We start from the raw sequence: 18,835 nt of genomic DNA, 5'->3' as shown, positions 1-18,835 counted from the left end.
TCACGCGCTGGCTACAGGTCCTCGAACGAGGCGTCCCCCGCTCGAAGCGCGGCTACGGTGTCCCCCAGTTCCTCGATCGGGAGGCGCTTCTGGGTGGTCGAGTCGCGTTCTCTGACGGTCACCGCGTCGTCCTCCAGGCTCTCGTAGTCGATCGTCACGCAGAACGGCGTGCCGACCTCGTCCTGGCGGCGGTAGCGCCGACCGATGTTGCCCGAGTCGTCGTAGGTGACGGCCAGCCCCGCCTCGCGCAACTCGTCGACGATCTCACGGGCCGTCGCCTCCAGTTCGTCGTCGGACTGTAGCGGGAAGACGCCGACGAACGTGGGGGCGACTTTCGGATCGAGCGCGAGGTACGTCCGCGCCTCGCCGTCGACCTCGTCCTCGCGGTAGGCGTGGTGGCAGACGGTGTAAACGAGGCGATCGACGCCGAAGGAGGGTTCGATCACGTGCGGGATCACGTGTTCGCCGGCCTCGGTCCGCTCTTCGACCGCAAACCCGGTCTTCTCGACCGGGATCTCGTGGCTCTCGCCCTCGATGTCGACCTCGACGGCCTCGCCCTCGAATGCGGTCCGATCTCGCTCGGCGAGCGTCTCGAGTTCGTCCACGATCGCCCCCGCGTCGGCGCCGAACTCGGGCCCGAGGTAGCTCATGTCGGGGTCGACGACGGCGCGCTCGACGGTCTTCGGTTCGTCGTACTGCTGGAAGATCGTGTACCGATCCTCGGAGTACTCGTCGTGCTTCGAGAGGTCGTAGTCGCCGCGGTGGGCGAAACCGGCCAGCTCGATCCAGTTACCGTCGAGCTCGGCCTCGGCGTCCCAGCAGTCGCTGGCGTAGTGTGAACGCTCACCCGCGAGGTGCTGGCGGAACCGGAATCGGTCCATGTCGACGCCGACCGACTCGTACCACTCGCGGGCGATTCCGAGGTAGTAGGCGATCCACGGATCGGCGATCGTTCCGTCGTCGACCGCTTCGCCGATCGTCGTCTCGAGAACGGTGCCGTCGTCGGCCGTTTGCTCGGCCGCCGGATAGAGTCGAACGTCGACGTCCGCGACGTCGTCGATATCCGGTTCCTCGCCCTCGGGATCGACGAAGTACTCCAGTTCGGCCTGGGTGAACTCCCGGGTACGGATGATCGACCGGCGAGGGCTGATCTCGTTGCGGTAGGCCCGGCCGACCTGGGCGACGCCGAAGGGAAGCTGGTTGCGTGCGTACTCTTTGAGGCGGGGGAACTCGACGAAGATGCCCTGTGCGGTCTCCGGGCGGAGGTAGCCCGGCTGGGAGTCGCCGGGACCGATGGTCGTCGCGAACATGAGGTTGAACGGTTCGACCGCCTGGCCTGCCAGGCCCGCCCCGCAGTCCGGACAGATGAGTTCGTACTCGGCGATGACCTCCTCGACCTCTGGGATCGGGAGGCTCTCTGCGTCTTCGTACTCAGTGTCGTCCTCGACGACGTGGTCGGCGCGGTGGCTCTCGCCGCAGTCGGGACACTCGACGAGCATGTCGTCGAAGGTGTCGAGGTGGCCCGACGCCTCGAAGACGGGTTCGGGCATGATCGTCGGCGCGTCGATCTCCATGTTCCCTTCGGCGACGGCGAATCGCTCGCGCCAGGCGTCCTCGACGTTCCCCTTCAGCGCGGCACCCTGCGGACCGAACGTGTAGAAGCCGCCGACGCCACCGTAGGCGCCCGACGCCTGGAAGAAGTACCCCCGTCGCTTTGCGAGTTCCACGAGTTTCTCGCCGGTCCGGTCGTCGGCTGGCGCTCCCGCCGCCTGGTCGGGGTCGCCGTCAGTCGTCATAGAGCGCCCTCAACAGGTCGACGTCCCGGACCACGCCGACGAGCCGCTCGCCCGTCACCAGCGGGATCTGTTCGATGTCGTTCGAGATCATCTCCTGGGCGGCCGTCTCGACACCGCGGCGCTTCGTCACGGTCACGACGTCGTCGGACATGAACTCGCTGACCGGTCCGGTCGGCAGTTCGATGTCGCGGGTCGGGAGCGACCGGCTTCCGACGGCCTTGATTCCCTCCCAGGACCACTCGGCGTCCTGGTCGGGGAAGTTGTCACCGGTCGACTCCTCGCCCTCGACGATGCGGGCGACGTCGAGGATGTCGACCTCGGTGATGACGCCGCACATCGTGCCCTCGTCGTCGAGGACGACCGCGTAGGGAGCGTTCGCGTACGAGAGTTCGGCCTCGGCGACGAGCAGCGGCGTCTGTGCGTAGGTCGTGTTGACGTCGGGGGACGCGTAGTCGCCCACCTCGGCGTCGACGTCGACGTTCCCTCTGGCGATCGCGGCGACGACGTCGGTCACGGTGACGATTCCCTCGAACTCGCCGTCGACGACGGGCACTCGGCGAGCGCCCGCTTCCACCATGAGCTCGGCGACGTCCTCGACGTCGGTGTCGGCCGTCGTCGTCGGGACGTCCTCCATCAGCATCACCAGCTGGTCCTCGTCGGGCCGGTCGATCAGCGACTGGCGGGAGATGAGACCGCGGTACTCGGGACCGTCGTCGGTCTCCGAGATCACCGGCACCGAGGAGAACGACCGCTCCTGGAGGTACTCGAGGACGTCACTGCGCGTCCCCGGAAGCACCGCCGTCACCACCTCGTCACGAGGCGTCATCGCGTCGGCTACCTTCATGTCGACGGGATACGGTCAAAACCCGTATAAAGCCAGTGTTTCCGCGTGCCCGCACCCCGTGCGAACCGACACCACGATTTCGACGGGTTTATACGCTCTTGCGTGAGACTTTCTCTCATGGCGCTGGATCCGCTTCCCGACGTGTCCGCGGACGTCGACACGGTCGTCGCGTCGATAGACCCCGATACCGCAGGAGACGAGTACGTAATCGCGGATATCTCCACAGACGACGCCTGGCTCTCGATGTCGGCGGACGCGGCGCCCGCCCTCTCGGCCTGGCGATAGGGCCCATCGCCGAGGCGTGTGCACGAATTTGTCCGTCGCCGATGTTTCTGCAACCGATGACCACCGGTCGCCGTGAGTACACGTGGGAAGAGCGAGAACTCGAACACCGTACCGGCCGTATGACGCGCTTTCTGGGTCGCTTCGTTCCCGACACTATCGCACGCCGTGTCGTCGACGTGACCGTCTCGACGGAGCGCGAGCGGTACGTTCGCGGTCGCCCGGTCGATATCACGGTGTCGATTCACAACCCGCTCCCCGTCGCCCTCTCGCTGTTGACGCCGACCCAGCGCCGCTGGGGGTGGGCCGTCGACGGCCATCTGGAGGCGACCACGGAACGACGCTATCACCGCGATCGCCCGGCCACGTTCGCGCTTCGTCCCGGCGAGCGGCGTCGCTTCACCGTCGAGTGGAACGGACGGATCCGCCACGTCGGTGATCGCGACGAGTCGATCGCGCCGCCGGCCGGTCCCTGCGAGATCACGGCCTTCCTGGCCACAGGCTCCCCGGAGACGCGACCGAGCGACGCGACGACGATCACGCTCGTCGAGGCCGACGCCTGAGACGGCTGTGTATGCGTCGTAACGCACTGATGACCGTCGTGTGTCGGCCCTGGCGACGAGTTCGACCGACGGGGCGCCGGTTCGCCGTCACTGGTGGAGGTGACAGGCCGAAACGTGGCGCCCGTCGCCGTACTCCGGCTCGACCTCGTAGGCGGGCCGTTCGCGCGCACAGATGCTCGCTTCGGCGAACGAGCCGACGAGCAACGAGGTCGCCTCGTCCCACTTCATACGGTCGTCTGTGTGCTTTCCGTCGCCGTCCGCGGTGTCGCTCGCGACGAGATCGATCGCCTCTTCGACGATGGCGCCCGCCTCGCCGCCGGGGACCCCGCGCTCGAAGAATGTCGCCCGGAGGTCGGCCGCCGGTGCAGTGTCGAACGTGTGGCGCTCGACCGCCCGCGTGAAGCGCCTGACGTCGTCCCACTCCCGGTCGGTCAGGTCGTACGTCTCGGGTGCGATGAGCTTCGGGCAGCGGGTTCGGAACCGACAGCCTGACGGCGGATTGGTCGGACTCGGTACCTCCCCTTCGAGGACGCCCCGCGTCTCGCTTTCGCGCGGGTCCGGAACCGGGATCGACTCCAGCAGCGCCTGCGTGTAGGGGTGTGCGGGATTCTCGAAGAGTTCTTCTTTCTCCGCGAGTTCGACGATGTTCCCGAGGTACATCACCGCGACGCGGTCCGAGATGTGGCGGATGACGGAGAGGTCGTGTGCGATGAAGAGGTAGGTGAGCCCGAACTCGTCCTGGAGTTCCTCCATCGTGTTCAACACCTGCGCCTGGATCGAGACGTCGAGCGCCGAGACGGGTTCGTCACAGACGATGAAGTCCGGATCGACCGACAGCGCCCGCGCGAGGTTGATCCGCTGGCGCTGGCCGCCCGAGAAGGCGTGGGGAAACCGGTTGTAGTGGTGTGGATCGAGACCGACCTTCTCCAGGAGCATCTTCGCCCGGTCCTCGCGCCCCTCGGCGTCCAGCATGCCGTGGGCGTTCATCGGCTCCTCGACGATATCGCCGACGCGCATTCGCGGGTCCAGCGAGGACTGTGGATCCTGGAAGATCATCTGGATGTCCGACCGCATCTCGCGCAGGTCGGAGCCGCTCAGTTCGGCCAGGTTGCGTCCCTTGTAGTAGATGTTCCCATCGGTCGGCGTCAGCAGGCGGAGGATCGTCCGCCCGAGCGTACTCTTCCCGCAGCCGGACTCGCCGACGAGGCCGAGCGTCTCGCCTTCGCGAATGTCGAACGAGACGTCGTCGACGGCCTTGACCGGCTCGCGCTCGACGCGAATCGGTGGGAAGGTACTCGTGTCGACCGTGACGCCGCCGAACATGCCGGACGACGAACTGAAGTACTTCTTCAGGCCGTCGACGCGAACCATGGCCTCCCCGGTGCCGGCGTCCTGGTCCGTCTGGTCTTGGCGAACCGATTCACCGCCTCTCGTCGAGTCGCTACTCATTCGTCCCTCCCCCTGGCGATCTCCGTCGTGCCGCGGTCCGGTTCGCGCTCGCCCCGCGCCAGGTTGTCGATCGGCGGACTCTCGTCGTAGCCGACGTCGAAGACGTCGCGCTTGAAACACGCTGATCGGTGGGCGAACCCGTCGATCCGATCGATCTCCGTCGGTTCGGGGTGGACGCGTCGACAGACCTCTCTCGCGTCGGGACAGCGCGGGTGGAACCGGCAGCCGGACGGCGGATCGATCGCCTCGGGCATGACGCCGCGGATTGGATCTAAGTCCGCGACCGTCCGATCGGGTCGCGGCATCGAGTCGAGCAGGGCCGACGTGTAGGGATGGCCGGTCTCGTGGAACAGCTCGTCGACGGGTGCCTGCTCGACGATTTCGCCGAGGTACATGACGTTGACGCGGTCGCAGATCTCGGCGACGACACCCATGTCGTGGGTGACCCAGATGAAACTCGTGCCGTACTTCGCCTGGAGTTCGTCGACGAGATCTAGGATCTGGCCCTCGACGGTGACGTCGAGCGCGGTCGTCGGCTCGTCGGCGATGATCAGGCTCGGCTGGCAGGCCAGCGCCATCGCGATGAGCACGCGCTGGCGCATCCCGCCGGAGAACTGGTGGGGGTACTCGTCGTAGCGCTCCTCGGCGTCGGGGATGCCGACCTCCCGGAGCATGTCGATCGCCTCTTCGCGGGCCGCCTTCCCCTCCAGGTCGCGATTGAGTTCGATGAACTCGCGAAGCTGCCCCCCGATCGTGAAGACGGGGTTGAGCGACTCCATCGGGTCCTGGAAGATGACGGCGATCTCGTTGCCGCGGATCTCCCGGCGGACGGCCTCGTTCGAGAGCATGTCCGCACGCGGTTCGAGCTCGCCGTCGGCGGTCTCGGAGACCGCGAAGATCGTCTGTCCCTTGTAGGTGATCTCGCCGTCGACGATCTCGCCGGGGTTGTCGATGAGCCTGAGGAGGCTCATCGAGGCGACGCTCTTTCCAGCGCCGCTCTCGCCGACGATGCCCACGATCTCGCCCTCGTAGACCTCGAAGGAGATGCCGTCGACGGCGCGAACGGTACCGCTCTCGGTGAAGAACTGCGTCTTCAGATTCTCGACGCGTAGCAGTGGTTCGGAGCTCATTGTCTGTTGGTGTCAGTCGTCGATTCGCGGGTCGAGGGCGTCCTGGAGCCCGTCGCCGAAGAGGTTGAATCCCATAATCGTGAATACGATCGCGAGTCCCGGCCAGATCGAGAGCCAGATGTTCGAGTGCATGTAGCGGTGCGACTGGGCGAGCATTCGCCCCCAGTCGGGCGTCGGCGGCTGGGCGCCGTAGCCGAGGAACGAGAGTCCGGCCACGATGAGGATGACGACGCCGATCTCGAGCGTCGCGTAGACCAGCACCGGTGCGAAACTGTTCGGGATGATGTGTTTTGCGATGATGTAGCGGTCCGTCACGCCGGCCGCCCGCGCGGCCTCGATGTAGTCCATCTCGCGGACCGATAGAACGCGTGAGCGGATGATCCGGGCGAAGATCGGGATCGTCGTCAGCGAGACGCCGATGATCGCGAACTGGATGTTCCGTTCGCCGCCGCTCGCGAACTCGGTGAAGACGATGATCAGGATCAGCCCCGGGATCGCGTAGAGCGTCTCGACGCTGCGCATCAGGATGTCGTCGACCCGGCCGCCGTAGTATCCCGATACCGCGCCCACGATCGTCCCGCCGACGGTCCCGAGCAGCGTCGCGGCGATCCCGACGCTGACCGACACCTGGCTCCCGTACACCAGTCTCGTGAAGTAGTCGCGCCCTTCCGGGTCCGTCCCGAGCGGGTACTCGACGGAGCCGTCGACGTGGAAGAATGGCGGCTGGTTCGGCTGCGATTCGCCCGGTGCGGGGAGGTGTTCCGGGTGCTCGAAGAACGGGATCGCCTCCGCCATCGTGTAGCTGTCCAGGGCGCCGAAGGTGAGCGTCGACAGGTACGTGTCGACGAAGGCGTAGAGGCCGACGACCAGTACGACACCAATGACGTACAACCCCCACCGCGCCGTCGTGTCGCGTTTGATCCGGCCGAGCGTGTCGCGCCACGTCTTCGCCGCGACTTCGCCGCGTGCGCCGTCACCGCCTTCGACCTGAGATTCGCTGGAGGCCGCCATCGTCACTCACCCTCCCCGTAGGTGACGCGCGGGTCGACGTACGCGTACGCGATGTCCGTGATGATGACGCCGACGACGAAGATGACCGCGAGCACCGTCGCGACGCTCATCACGACCTGGTAGTCTTTCTGCTGGATGGAGTCGATGAGCAGGCGTCCCATCCCGTTGATGTTGAAGACGGTCTCGGTCAACACGGCGCCGCCAAGCGCCGTCGACAGTCCCAGCCCGACCAGCGTAATGACCGGGAGCTGGGCGACCTGGAAGGCGTGCTTGCGAAGGATCGTCCGCTCCGAGACGCCGTAGGCCCGGGCGAGTTTGACGTACTCGCCCTGCAACGAGCCGATCATCTGCGTCCGTTCGACCCGCATGATCGTCGCCATCTGGAGGGTTCCCAGCGCGATCATCGGCAGGAACAGGTGATGGAGAACGTCGACCATGTGCCAAAAGTAGCCGGACAGGCCGGCGTCGCTGGGGGCGTCCCACGGCATGACCAGTCCCGCGGAGGGGAACCAGCCGAGTTGGACGGCGAAGATGATGATGAGCATGATGCCGATCCAGAACGACGGGGTGCTCACGCCGAAGAGCGCCACGACCCGTGAGACGTGGTCGGCCGGCTGGTTCCGCCGCTTCGCCGCGAGTATGCCGAGCGGAATTGCCGTCACGATGGCGAAGAGGAAGGCCGAGAGCACCAGCAACAGCGTCGGACCGACGCGGCTCAACATGACCTCGCTGACCGGCCGGTCGTAGTGGATACTCCGTCCGAGGTCGCCCGTGAGGAACCCGGACAGGTAGTCCCAGTACCTGATGTATATTGGCCGATCCAGTCCGTAGCGCTCCTCTAAGTACGCGAGGTGTGCCTCCGAGACTTCCTGGCCGGCCGTCATTATCCGGATCGGATCGCCCGGCGTCATGTTGATGAACAGAAACAGGATTACGGTGATGCCGAGCAGCACCGGGATCGCCTGTGCGAACCGGAACAGCGTGTAGCGTAGGAGTCCCATTGGTTGGTAGCGTGTCTGTGAGTCGTGTCGTGTGTCGTCGATCGGATCGTCGCTCTCTCGTCTGAATCACGACCGTCGCCCCGATCTGCCCCTCACGAGTCGTCGACCCAGACGTTCCCGTACTCGCGGGCGAGCTGCGGGTTTGTGCTGACGTCGGGGTGGGCGTGGAGGTCCTTGACGTGCGTGCCGGCCGCCATCGTGTTGTGCTGAGTGAACGCCGGGAGTGCCGGCAACTCCTCCAGGATCTCGATGAGGACCGGCTCGTAGAGGTCGTAGCGCTCCTCCTGGTCTGCCGTCTGGCGCGCGGCGAGGATGTTCTCGTGGAACGTATCACTCCCCTCGTAGAAGTGGCCCTGATTCAACCCGGCTGAATCCTCGTGGAAGAGGTTGTAGAGGTAGGTATCCGGATCCGGGCCGCCGGTCCAGCCCAGCAGGTACATCTCGTAGTCGTCCGGGTTACCGGTGACGTACGTATCCACCAGCGTGCCGAAGTCGAGCACCTGCACCTGGGCACCGTAGCCGAGTTCGTCGAGGCGAGTGGCGATGCGCTCGGCGAGATCCGCGCGAATCCCCTCCGGACAGATGATCGTCGGGTTGAAGTCGTCGGGTGCGTGCTCGTTGAGCAGCGACTCGGCGTTGTCGGGATCGTACTCGGGGTAGTACTCGTCGTTCCACTCGTCCATCGGGAAGCCCCACTGTTCGTTGGTGATCGGCGGGACCGGCGTCGTGATGGGCTGAGCGGTGTTCGAGGCGTTCGTCTCGACGAAGTCCTGCATCGAGAACGACTGGCAGACGGCCCGGCGCACCTCGGGCGAACTCGTGTCGGCCTCGTCCGTACAGTTAAACGCCAGGTACATGTACGAGGGACTCTCGCTCATGTGTCGACGGATCCCGTCCTGATCCAGTTCCGGCCACGTGTTGTCGGGGATTCCCGAGATGACGTCCGTATCGTCCGCCTGGATCTGGCTGACGCGGCTCGACGGATCCGCAGCGGCTTCGAACGTGACCCGTTGCAGGTACGGCGTCGGGTCGCCCCAGTAGTCGTCCCGGCGAACGAGCGTAGCCGGTCCGTTGAGTTCGAACGACTCGAACTCGAACGGCCCGCTCCCGATCGTGTTCTCGACCGGATCGTCGTTGTACGCCGTGTCGACGTACTCGGTCACCGCGTCGGGCGCCGCCTCGATGGTATCGGGCGTCGCCTCGTCGTACGCCTCGACGTCGGTCAGGCGGTCTTCCTTGCTGACGACGGTGACGGCCTGGGTCATGATCTGCCACGGACCGAACGGCTCGGCCAGGTCGACTTGCAGAGTGCGGTCGTCGACGACCTCCGTCGACTCGATGACGCTGTAGGTCGGCGCGTTCTCGGTCTGTTCCAGGACGGGAGCGATGAACGAGTGTTCGACGTCCGCCGCGGTCACCGGGTTGCCGTTGCTAAACTCCGCCCCGTCGACGATCTCGTACACGAACCGGGTCCCGTCGTTCTCGACCGCTGGCTCGCCAGTCGCCAGCTTGGGTGTGAGGCCGAGGCCGTCGTCGTACTCGTACAACCCGTCGAACACCTGGGTGAACACCTGGAAACTGTAGGCGTCGTTCGAGACGATCGGATCGAAGTCCTCGGCACGTGCTTGTTCTTGCGTGTAGTGAATCTCGCTGTCCCGGACCGCCTCCTCGTCGTCGGGCTCCTCGCGATCGTACTGGAAGTCTTCCGGGTCGACGAGCCCGTCGCCATCACCGGGACCACTGCCGTTCCCGTCTCCACCGATGCAACCAGCGACCGCAGCACCTGAGACCGCCGCGCCGGTGGCCAGCAGCCGCCGCCGCGACACCGTTGTCGGACGTACCATGCCACACACTCCCAACATCGATGGTCTTATATATGATATTATTACTCAAGGTGTATCGAATCCGTAATTTTAGAAACGGACGGTAAACGCGAGACTTCTCCCGGGTACGCCGGGCGTACTGCGGCGGCCGTCCGGTGGTCTGCACGGTTGCCCGATCACGCACAGTTTCGCACCCTCACCGGCGCAATCGAGCCGTCTCACGTCGGTAATCGGTGGCTACCGCCGCCGAACTCGTCACGACGACCCGGCGCAGCCGATCGGCGTATCGACGCCCCTCCCGCCACCCACCGCTTCGGTGTCTCGTCCGCCCCGGGTGAAGGTATCTGAACGAACGCATCCGGACGAACGGACCCCGATCGACGCACTCGGACGGACTCCGTTCCGTCGGCTGGAGTCCAAGCGGAGACTTTTTCCACCCTGCGCGGGTGACTGTTCCCATGCACTACCGATCGGTCGAGACCGCGGGCGAGTACGTCGCCCGACTCGAGACGGGGGCGGACTGGCGAGCGGAGATCGAAGCACTCGCCGCCGACGTCGACGCGGACGCGGCGTGGTTCACGGCGCTGGGCGCCGTCCAGGACGCCGAACTCTGGTTCTACGACCAGGACGAGAAATCCTACGACCCGATCACGTTCGACGAGGAACTCGAGGTGGCGAGCTGCGTCGGTAACGTCTCCTCTCTCGACGGCGAGCGATTCGCCCACACGCACGCCGTCCTCTCGCGTCCCGACGGCGAGTCGATCGCCGGCCACCTCAACGCCGCGACGGTCTTCGCCGGCGAGGTCTATATGCGCGCGTTCGACACGCCGCTCGAACGCGAACACGACGAGACGACCGACCTCGATCTCTGGCCGCTCTGACATGCGGGCGGAAGACGAACGCTACTTCGAGTCGCTGGAGGCCGAACTCGACGAGGCGCTCGACGTCGCCGAGCGCGCTCGCTCTCGCGGCGGCGATCCGGAACCTGAAGTCGAGATTCCGGTCGCGCGCGACATGGCCGACCGCGTCGAGAACATCCTCGGCATCGACGGCGTGGCCGAGCGCGTCCGCGAACTGGAAGGCGAGATGAGCAGGGAAGAAGCCGCGCTCGAACTCGCGGTCGACTTCGCGGAGGGTCGCGTTGGCGACTACGAGACGAAGGCGGGCAAGGTCGAAGGAGCGGTCCGCACCGCGGTCGCCCTGCTTACCGAGGGTGTCGTCGCGGCACCGATCGAGGGCATCGACCGCGTCGAGTTCCTCGAAAATAGCGACGGCACGGAGTTCGTCAACGTCTACTACGCCGGGCCGATCCGATCTGCTGGCGGGACCGCCCAGGCACTCTCGGTCCTCGTCGCCGACTACACGCGCGCACTGGTTGGCCTCGAAACCTACCAGGCCCGCGACGACGAGATCGAGCGCTACGCCGAGGAGATCTCGCTGTACGACTCCGAGACGGGCCTCCAGTACACGCCGAAGGACGCGGAGACGAAGTTCATCGCGAAGAACCTCCCGATCATGCTGGACGGCGAGGCCACCGGCGACGAGGAGGTCTCGGGCTTTCGCGACCTGGAACGCGTCGACACCAACTCCGCCCGCGGCGGGATGTGTCTCGTCCTCGCGGAAGGGATCGCGCTCAAGGCGCCGAAGATACAGCGATACACGTCCCAGCTGGACGAAGTCGACTGGCCCTGGCTGCAGGACCTGATCGACGGCACCTACTTCGACGACGCGGACGATGGGGCGGTCGAGGCGGACGGTGAGGCGGACGACGCAGACGGTGACGGCGATGAGGGAGGTGACAGCGACGAGGACGACCCGAGTGACGACGAGGCGGCGACGAAATCCGAGGACGACGCTCCGGCCGAAGCGGTCGACTTCGACGGCCCCGAGCGCGTCGAGGAGTCGACGAAGTTCCTGCGGGACCTGATCGCCGGCCGGCCGGTTTTCTCGCACCCCTGTGCGGAAGGCGGGTTTCGCCTGCGATACGGCCGTGCGCGCAATCACGGGTTCGCGACCGCGGGCGTCCACCCGGCCGCGATGCACTTGCTCGACGACTTCCTCGCGACGGGGACCCAGATCAAGACCGAGCGCCCGGGGAAGGCGGCGGGCGTCGTCCCCGTCGACTCGATCGAGGGACCGACGGTCAAGCTGGCCAACGGCGACGTCCGGCAGATCGACGACCCCGAGGTCGCCCTCGAACTTAGAAACGGCGTCGAGAAGATCCTCGATCTGGGCGAGTACCTCGTCAACTACGGCGAGTTCGTCGAGAACAACCACCCACTCGCGCCCGCTTCGTACGTCCCCGAGTGGTGGATACAGGATCTGAAGGCTGCGGGCGCCGACGTACAGGCGCTGCGAGACGACCCGGCGATCGACCTCGAACACCCGACGGTCGAGCGCGCGCTGGAGTGGGCCGAGACCTACGACGCGCCGCTGCACCCCGCCTACACCTACCTCTGGCACGACCTCTCGGTCGAGGCCTTCTGCGACCTGGCGGCCGCCGTCGCCGCGGGTCGGATCGAGGACACCGACGCGGGTCCCGTGCTCGAACTCGACCACACAGACGCCACGCGCGCGGCGCTCGAGACGATCGTGATCGAGCACCGGCAGCGCGAGGACCACATCGAAATCGACGACCCGCGCCCGTTCGTCCGCTCGCTGGGCTGTCGAATCACGAAGACCGGCCGCATCGAGCGCGACTGGGCCGACGACGATCTCTCGGAACATGCACGCACGTGGGGGACGGCCGAACCCGGCGACAACGCTGTCGAGGCCGTCACCGAGGTCGCGCCGTTCGAGATCCGCGAGCGAGCGCCGACGCGCGTCGGCAACCGGATGGGTCGCCCGGAGAAGTCAGAGAGCCGGGACATGAGCCCCGCCGTCCACACGCTCTTTCCCATCGGCGAGGCCGGCGGCGCCCAGCGCGATATGGCGAAGGCCGGGTCGCACGCGGACACCATGTCGGACACGCCCGGCGTCGTCGAGATCCAGGTCGGGCGCACCCGCTGTCCCGAGTGTGACACTGAATCCTACGACCATCGGTGTCCGGAGTGTGATGCCCGCACCGAACCCGACTACCGCTGTCCGTCGTGCGACGAACGCATCCGGCCGGACGAGGCGGGTCGCGTCGAGTGTGACCGCTGTGAGAAAACCGCAACCTGCGTCGAGCCCCGACCGATCGACCTCAACGCGGCCTACCGGGACGCCCTCGAGTCCGTCGGCGAGCGCGAGAACGCCTACGACATCCTGAAAGGCGTCAAGGGCCTCACCTCGACGGACAAACTCCCAGAACCCATCGAGAAGGGCATCCTCCGGGCGAAACACGACGTCTCCTCGTTCAAAGACGGCACCGTCCGCTACGACATGACCGACCTCCCGGTGACATCCGTCCGTGCAAGCGAACTCGACGTCACCGTCGGCCAACTCGAGGCGCTCGGCTACGAGGAAGACATCCACGGCCAGTCGCTCACTCACGAGGACCAGCTGGTCGAGCTCAAGGTCCAGGACCTCGTCCTCTCCGACGGCGCCGCAGAGCACATGCTGCAGACCGCCGACTTCATCGACGACCTCTTAGAACAGTACTACGGGCTAGAGCCCTACTACGAACTCGAGGGTCGCGACGAACTCGTCGGCGAACTCGTCTTCGGGATGGCGCCACATACCAGCGCCGCGACCGTCGGCCGCGTGATCGGCTTTACGAGCGCGGCGGTGGGGTATGCACACCCGTACTTCCACGCGGCAAAAAGACGCAATTGTTTCCACCCTGAGACAAAGCTGTGGATTGGCGATGAAAACGAGAGATGGCGACACAATTCGATCGAATCGATTGTGGAGTCCCGGTTAACGAATCCCCAAGAAGACGACTTTGGCGCCCTCGTTCAACAGGTTGACGGAGTATCAGTTCCGTCGGTCGCCGTTGACGGTACGACATCCACGCGCCCTGTCGAAGCAATTTCGAAACATCCAGCCCCTGATCATTTGATCGAAGTCGAGACGAGAAGCGGGCGGTCGTTGACGGTAACACCCGATCACACGTTCCGTCGGTGGACTCCGTCCGGACTGGAAGCAATAGATGCCCGTTCTCTTTCGACGGGAGACGAACTGCCCACTCCAAAGAAGATTGAGTTTGACGGGGCCGATACCACGATCGACTTGCTCGATGCATTCATCGAGATTGATTCGCTCCCAAGCGAGTCACTGGTCGTTCGCGGACTCGGATCCGACCGGATCAAGGAATTACTCGACCGCGCGACTCCTGCAAAAGCGTATCTCAAGCCCGTTGCCCAGGAACTGAACGTATCCCAATCAACTGTCTATAATTGGGTCAATCGGGACAGCATTCCTGTCGGTCCACTCCTCGATCTCTTCTCTCGGGATGAGATTCTCGAACTCGTCCCTGACGACGCATCTCTCGGTGTTAAACGGGATACGGCAACTATTCAACGCCACTTCGAAGTCGATGAAGCAGTTGCGACTCTGCTTGGGTATTACGCCGCAGAAGGGTTTACACGGAAAGAGGAAGGTTCGTTCTATCAAACAACCATCTGCATACCAGACCGTGCCGCTCGCGACGTGATTATCGGCACGTTCGACGATGCGCTATCGGTTGATGCCTTCGAGGAAAACGAATGGAAAGTGACGGTATCGAGCCGCCTTGTTTCTACCCTCTTTTCGGACGTGCTCGGCGTCGGTTCGGCAGCCGACGAGAAATGCATTCCAGATTGTATCATCGACAGTCCACGTCCACTCCTCCGGGCGTTCCTCTCATCTTACTTTAGTGGCGATGGGAGCACGTCAGGTGACCGGATCGATATTCGAGCACACACGGTGAGCGACGAACTTGCGTCGGACCTCGTAGCTGCCCTCAAGCGATTTGGAATCGCTATGAAGACGTATCAGGAGACTCGCTGTCCATCTACCGGAGTGGTTGCGGAATACTACGAAGACAAGGAAATAGTACCGGAATTTGAATCGACCGTTCTCAAAATCACGTCGCAGAATGCTGAACGCTTTGCAGAGCAGATTGGCTTCCACCTGGATCGGAAACAACGTTCGCTGGAGAACGTTCTCGAGACGACAGAGGTCCGTACCCAGCGGTTGTTCGCCGATGGAGGCGATATATGGCTTGACGAAGTCGTCTCTACCGAAATCGTAGAGAGTGATATTGAGTACACGTATTGTCTCACCGTCGACGAAACGAACACACTCGTCGCAAACGACCTGTTCGTCGGCCAGTGCGACGGGGACGAAGATTGTGTGATGCTCCTGTTAGATGGACTGTTGAACTTTAGCAAAGCCTTCCTCCCGGACAAACGCGGTGGGCGGATGGACGCCCCGCTGGTTATGTCCTCGCGAATCGATCCCTCGGAGATCGACGACGAGGCCCACAACATGGACATCGTCTCGCGCTACCCCCGCGAGTTCTACGAGGCGAGCCTCGAGATGGCCGATCCGGGAGAGGTCGACATCCAAATCGGCGAGGATACGCTCGGGACCGACGGCGAATACACCGGTTTCGAGCACACCCACGACACGACCGACATCGCGATGGGGCCCGACCTCTCGGCGTACAAGACGCTGGGCTCGATGATGGACAAGATGGATGCCCAGCTCGAGATCTCGCGCAAACTCCGGGCCGTCGACGAGACCGACGTCGCCGAACGCGTCATCGAGTATCACTTCCTACCGGACCTGATCGGCAACCTCCGGGCCTTCTCGCGCCAGGAGACGCGCTGTCTCGACTGCGGCGAGAAGTTCCGCCGGATGCCCCTGACCGAGGTCTGCCGGGAGTGCGGCGGCAACGTCAACCTGACCGTCCACGAGGGCTCGGTGAACAAGTACATGGACACCGCCATCAGGGTCGCCGAGGAGTTCGGCTGTCGCGACTACACCAAACAGCGCCTCGAAGTCCTCGAGAAATCCTTGGAGAGTATCTTCGAAAACGACAAGAACAAGCAGTCCGGCATCGAGGACTTCATGTAGAACGAACTTTTCCTCTGCGGGCGCGACGACGTCGCGCCCTCGGGAAAACTTCGATGAAAAGCCTCCTCGCTCCCGTTGGTCGCTCGTCGGCCCGCTCGCTTCGCTCGCGGTTCTCACACATTTCGTTCACAGGCCGGTCCTCTTCACTCGCTGTTCCGCGGTTCCCGCACCTTCGGCGCTCACGGGTCGCTGTTCACGGCTCCCGCAGGTCGCCGTTCACCACTCGAGGCCTCGCTATCGCTCGGCCTCGCTGTCCCTCCTCGTTCGCGCGTCCGATATTCTCACGTCGCTACGCTCGCTCCGTATCTCGTTTCCTCCGAACCGTGCACGCACTAATCCGCGCTGCTCCCGGGTCGTTCCCCCCAGATCACCGTACTGGTCTGTTCGCTGGTATCCGAATCGGGACGCCGGTGTTCGGACCCGGTGAGCGCCCACGCGCCAGAGATAAGTGGTGGTGTGCGAATTTGGCGCACATGAGACGCGAACTCACGGACGGCTACGAGGTCTCGCCGATTCTGAAAGGAGGGTGGCAACTCTCCGAGAGCCACAGCGACGACAAGAGCGCGACGCCGATCGACGACATGTTCGCGTTCGTCGACGCCGGCATCACCACGTTCGACTGCGCCGACATCTACACCGGCGTCGAGGAACTGATCGGCGAGTTCCGCGCGGAGTACCGCCGCCAGCGCGGCGAGGACGCGCCCGTCCAGGTCCACACGAAGTTCGTCCCCGACCGGGGTCGACTCGAGACCGTGGATCGCTCCTACGTCGAACAGATCATCGATCGTTCGCGCGAGCGCCTCGGCGTCGAGGCGCTGGACCTGGTCCAGTTTCACTGGTGGGACTTCTCGGTCGACAACTACGTCGAGACGGCCGAGATCCTCGCCGACCTGCACGACGAGGGGAAGATACGCCACGTCGGCGTGACGAACTTCGACGTCTCGCACCTGCGAGAACTGCTCGACGCCGGCGTCCCCGTCGTCAGCAACCAGGTCCAGTACTCGCTGCTCGACGACCGCCCGGAACGGGACCTGGTCGAGTGCTGCCGGGAGGAAGGCGTTCAGATGCTGTGCTTCGGGACGCTCGCCGGCGGATTCCTCACCGGGCAATACCACGGTGAACCGGACCCGGGCGCGGCCGAGACACTCGAGAACCGGTCGCTGACGAAGTACAAGCTCGTCATCGAGGACGCCGGCGGGTGGGGCCCGTACCAGGACCTGCTCGATACCGTCGAGTCCATCGCCGACAAACACGACGTCTCGATCGCGAACGTGGCCACGCGGTACATCCTCGAACGACCCCAGGTCTGTGCGGCCATCGTCGGAGCCCGAGACACCTCCCACCTGGACGACAACCTCCGAACGCTCGAGTTCTCCCTGGACGAGGCGGATCACCGCCGCATCGAGGACGCCCGGTCGAACCTCGACGAACTGCCCGGCGGGGTGTACGACCTCGAACGGGGGACCGGAAAACACGCCCGGATCATGAAGTACAATCTGAACGAGGAGTGACTGCCAACCGTACCGAGGAGAGACTGCCAACCCGAACGAGGGGTGGCTGCCAACCGTACAGAGGAGAGACTGCCAACCGTACCGAGGAGTGGCTGGCGCCATGCCAGGGCGGATCGACACAGAGCGACCGGCCACGCGTCCGGTCGTCGACCGCGGAGGCGTCGTCACCCGTCGCTGCGGGACGATGGGCGCGGTTCCGGGTCGCGATCGGATGTACTCAGTCGTCGACAGCCGTCTTCGGTGATCGCGAACACGTCCTCGATACGGACTCCGCCCCAGTCGGGCCCGTACACGGCTGGTTCAACCGCGAGGACGTGTCCCCGTTCTACGACGCCGTCACCGTCCGGGGTACACAGCGGTCGCTCGTGAACGTCGAGTCCGACGCCGTGTGCCATGTAGTGCAGGACGCCGGCCTCGGCGTCCGGATCGGTTCGGGGCGTGGCGAACCCTCGCTCCTCGAAGAACGCACAGAGGGTGTCGTTCACGGCGGCGGTGGCGACCCCCGGTCGGAGCACCGACGCGACCTCGTCGAGCGCGTTCCTGACCGTTTCGTGCCTGTCGCGGACGATCGAGGGCGGTTCGCCGACGACGAACGTTCGACAGCCGTCGGCGTGGTAGCCACTGTCTCGGTGTCGGGCCACGACGTCGACGACGATCGGAACGCGGGCACCGAGGGCCCCGTCAGTGCTGCCGTGTGGGTTCGCGGCGTCCGGCCCGCTGGCCACCACCGCGTCGGCGAGCGTGCAGTGCTCGGCCAGGACGGCCTCGCGAATTCGTCGTTCGACGGATCGGCCGGTGAGGGGCTCGCCGCCGAGCGTCAGTCGCCCGTCCGATACGGCTGCCGCGGCCAGCGCCGACGCGACGCGTTCGTGAGCGGCGTCGACCGCGCCGGCGGCCGCCCGTATCGCCTCGCATTCGGCGGGTGACTTCCGCGCCCGCAGGTCGGCGATCGGATCCGACTCGACCACGTCGACCCGAGCGATGCGCTCGATCGTGCGTGCCGTCCCGAGCGGGAACCGATCGGGTACGGCCACGGAACCGACGTCGTGGTGGTCGACGAACCGACGGGCGACGCGATTTCGCGCGTCGGCGTCGCCGTAGCCGTCGTACCCGAAGTCGCTCCCTCGGTAGACGTCGTCCGCGAGTCCGTCCGTTCTCGCGGTTTCGTGATCGACGCCCCAGAAGAGCTGGGCGATCCCGTCCGCAGTCACGAGCGAGAGGAACGGTTCGCCGGCGTCGAAACCGGCGAGATAGTGCTGGGTGGCCGACCGGGTGCTGGCGTCGACGAGGTACCCGTCCGCGTCGAGCGCGGACGCGGCGTCGACGATCCGGTCTCGGCGGTCCGTCATACCAAACGCTTCCGCGGGGACCGCTCCGTGGGTCCTCCCGGTGGCGCGATCACAGCGACTCCCGTTCGGAGGCGGCCGTGTGCTCGAAGGCGGC

Annotated in this window: 13 protein-coding genes; 5 read left to right on the top strand and 8 right to left on the bottom strand. The window is 65.1% G+C overall.

Annotated features, from left to right (window positions below; genetic code table 11):
* Positions 1–11: 11 nt before the first annotated feature.
* Positions 12–1,796 carry a glycine--tRNA ligase gene (glyS, locus tag NO366_RS04485; protein WP_256533127.1) on the bottom strand — a complete coding sequence of 595 codons (1,785 nt, stop codon included), beginning with the start codon at positions 1,794–1,796 and terminating at the stop codon, positions 12–14.
* Positions 1,786–2,640 carry a CBS domain-containing protein gene (locus NO366_RS04480; protein ID WP_256533126.1) on the bottom strand — a complete coding sequence of 285 codons (855 nt, stop codon included), beginning with the start codon at positions 2,638–2,640 and terminating at the stop codon, positions 1,786–1,788. Before NO366_RS04480 ends, glyS begins: the two co-directional genes overlap by 11 nt.
* A gap of 117 nt (positions 2,641–2,757) precedes the next feature.
* Here NO366_RS04480 and NO366_RS04475 point away from each other — a divergent pair, with 117 nt between their 5' ends.
* The gene (locus tag NO366_RS04475; protein WP_256533125.1) at positions 2,758–2,925 is read left to right on the top strand and encodes a DUF7556 family protein; all 168 of its coding nucleotides are present in this window, start codon (positions 2,758–2,760) and stop codon (positions 2,923–2,925) included.
* A 56-nt stretch (positions 2,926–2,981) separates the two neighbouring features.
* Positions 2,982–3,485, top strand: coding sequence for a DUF7974 family protein (locus NO366_RS04470; protein ID WP_256533124.1), 504 nt, complete (start codon positions 2,982–2,984; stop codon positions 3,483–3,485).
* Positions 3,486–3,572: 87 nt separating this feature from the next.
* Here the strand turns inward: NO366_RS04470 and NO366_RS04465 are convergent, their stop codons facing one another.
* From NO366_RS04465 to NO366_RS04445, 5 genes are all read right to left on the bottom strand, one after another.
* Positions 3,573–4,934 carry an ABC transporter ATP-binding protein gene (locus NO366_RS04465; protein ID WP_256533123.1) on the bottom strand — a complete coding sequence of 454 codons (1,362 nt, stop codon included), beginning with the start codon at positions 4,932–4,934 and terminating at the stop codon, positions 3,573–3,575.
* Positions 4,931–6,064 (bottom strand): ABC transporter ATP-binding protein, encoded by a 1,134-nt coding sequence (locus NO366_RS04460; protein WP_256533122.1) that lies wholly within the window; start codon positions 6,062–6,064, stop codon positions 4,931–4,933. The genes NO366_RS04465 and NO366_RS04460 overlap by 4 nt, the downstream gene beginning before the upstream one ends.
* Before the next feature lie 12 nt (positions 6,065–6,076).
* Positions 6,077–7,075 carry an ABC transporter permease gene (locus tag NO366_RS04455; protein ID WP_256533121.1) on the bottom strand — a complete coding sequence of 333 codons (999 nt, stop codon included), beginning with the start codon at positions 7,073–7,075 and terminating at the stop codon, positions 6,077–6,079.
* Between the two features lie 2 nt (positions 7,076–7,077).
* Positions 7,078–8,076 carry an ABC transporter permease gene (locus NO366_RS04450; RefSeq protein WP_256533120.1) on the bottom strand — a complete coding sequence of 333 codons (999 nt, stop codon included), beginning with the start codon at positions 8,074–8,076 and terminating at the stop codon, positions 7,078–7,080.
* A 92-nt stretch (positions 8,077–8,168) separates the two neighbouring features.
* Positions 8,169–9,920, bottom strand: a complete 1,752-nt coding sequence (locus tag NO366_RS04445; protein WP_256533119.1) for an ABC transporter substrate-binding protein — start codon at positions 9,918–9,920, stop codon at positions 8,169–8,171.
* A 437-nt stretch (positions 9,921–10,357) separates the two neighbouring features.
* On the opposite strand from NO366_RS04445, the gene NO366_RS04440 reads away from it, so the two are divergent.
* The 3 genes from NO366_RS04440 to NO366_RS04430 all read left to right on the top strand — a co-directional run bounded on the left by NO366_RS04440 (position 10,358) and on the right by NO366_RS04430 (position 17,392).
* Positions 10,358–10,780, top strand: a complete 423-nt coding sequence (locus NO366_RS04440) for a PPC domain-containing DNA-binding protein (RefSeq protein ID WP_256533118.1) — start codon at positions 10,358–10,360, stop codon at positions 10,778–10,780.
* A 1-nt stretch (position 10,781) separates the two neighbouring features.
* Entirely contained in the window at positions 10,782–15,881 is a 5,100-nt protein-coding gene (gene polC / locus NO366_RS04435; protein WP_256533117.1) for a DNA polymerase II large subunit, read from the top strand.
* A gap of 473 nt (positions 15,882–16,354) precedes the next feature.
* Positions 16,355–17,392, top strand: a complete 1,038-nt coding sequence (locus NO366_RS04430; RefSeq protein ID WP_256533116.1) for an aldo/keto reductase — start codon at positions 16,355–16,357, stop codon at positions 17,390–17,392.
* A 164-nt stretch (positions 17,393–17,556) separates the two neighbouring features.
* Here the strand turns inward: NO366_RS04430 and NO366_RS04425 are convergent, their stop codons facing one another.
* The gene (locus NO366_RS04425) at positions 17,557–18,741 is read right to left on the bottom strand and encodes a M24 family metallopeptidase (protein WP_256533115.1); all 1,185 of its coding nucleotides are present in this window, start codon (positions 18,739–18,741) and stop codon (positions 17,557–17,559) included.
* Positions 18,742–18,835 lie beyond the last annotated feature (94 nt).

The organism is Halovivax cerinus (assembly GCF_024498195.1).
GTDB lineage: Archaea > Halobacteriota > Halobacteria > Halobacteriales > Natrialbaceae > Halovivax > Halovivax cerinus.
The sequence above is the reverse complement of the archived record's forward strand: the minus strand, read 5'-3'. Positions and strand labels throughout refer to the sequence as shown.